The organism is Treponema socranskii subsp. socranskii VPI DR56BR1116 = ATCC 35536, assembly GCF_000468115.1.
In the GTDB taxonomy this organism is placed as follows: domain Bacteria; phylum Spirochaetota; class Spirochaetia; order Treponematales; family Treponemataceae; genus Treponema_D; species Treponema_D socranskii.
Genome location: NZ_AVQI01000058.1, coordinates 1 through 1,455, shown reverse-complemented (window position 1 = coordinate 1,455; position 1,455 = coordinate 1). Strand labels below are relative to the sequence as shown.

Below are 1,455 nucleotides of genomic sequence, written 5' to 3'. Positions count from 1 at the left end.
AGTTCAAAATCGATTTCGGCGTAGACAGCGGAAACGGTACGCTCAAAGCCGAAGTTGACGGCACGGAAATCACTTCGGGCAATGTTGTAGAACAGGGTAAAACCGTAACCTTTACCGCAGAGGCCGACCCGAACTACGCGGTCGAAAAATGGACAAACAACGGCACGGTCATTGCAGGAGCGGGAACAAACACAACCTACAACCACACCGTAACGGCGGATGCAAACATCAAAGTAAAGTTTAAATATTCAGGAACCGCACTCACTCTGGATACGCGGAGTTTTACCAAAGAAAAGGGACAAAGCTTTACCTACACGCTTGTAACATCGGGCTCGGGCAGCTACACGGCAACGCCTGAAACGGCGGGCATCATCACGCTCGATACGGCGAACTTGAACAGCCACGGCAATATTACGGTAACGTGCAGCAATGCCGGCTCAACGCGCATAAAGGTAGTCGACACGGTAAGCGGACAAACCGCCCTTTCAGGTACCATTACCGTAAAACCTGCCGTCGTCATACCCGACTACTTTGAAGAAGGCGGCGTGCGCTACCATGTAACGGACAAAGATGAGCGAAAGGTGAGCGTAACCGCCGAGACATCTTATTTAAACTCGACACCATACACGGGAACATCGCTTACCATACCCAAAGAAGTTACCCACGACGGCGTAACCTACACGGTAACGGGCATAGAGCACCCTCAAATTTGGGGAACTACACTGCAAAACGTAACGGTCGCATCCGATAACGCCTACCTTTCTTCCCAAAACGGTGTTATCTTTAACAAAGATAAAACCGTACTCCTCTGGTACCCGTGCGGCAAACCGGACACTTCTTACACCGTTCCTGCAAGCGTAACAAAATTGGAAGAGAACTCTTTTAGAGACATTGCCGCACTGACTTCCGTTACACTGCCGGACGGCTTAAAGCGTATTGAAGACTATGTGTTTGACGGCTGTCCCAACCTTACAACGCTTAACCTGCCGTCTTCGCTGGAATCTATCGGTTTCTCTTCGCTGTGCAGCATAAAAGTGAGCTCGATGGTTGTGCCGGAAAACATAACGGCTCTTTATGGCTACTTTCTTGCCGGATGTCCCGAATTGACATCGGTCGAGCTCCCCTCAACGCTTACCAAAATATGGTTTTCATTTTCGAACGATCCTAAACTGAAGACGGTAAAGTGTAAAGCGGCAACTCCGCCGGTTATTAACGGCGCGTTTGAAAACACGCCCATCGCATCCGCAACGCTCCGCGTCCCCGCCGGCTCCAAAGCACTCTACCAAGCCGCAGAAGGCTGGAAAGACTTCGGCACGATTGTGGAGTTTTAATTACCGGGGAGTCGTATAAGAAAAGGTCTTTTGGATTGAGACAATTCAATCCAAAACGGAATAAACTCTTTAAGCGGACAAGACGTCCGCTTAAAGATAAAATCTGCGCGGGAGTGTCGCCCTG

Annotated in this window: 1 protein-coding gene; it reads left to right on the top strand. The window is 49.9% G+C overall.

Annotated features, from left to right (window positions below; all coding sequences use genetic code 11):
- Window positions 1-1,331: leucine-rich repeat protein (locus HMPREF0860_RS14135; RefSeq protein ID WP_021495652.1), on the top strand; the 1,331-nt coding region annotated here is incomplete at its 5' end.
- Between the last annotated feature and the right edge of the window lie 124 nt (window positions 1,332-1,455).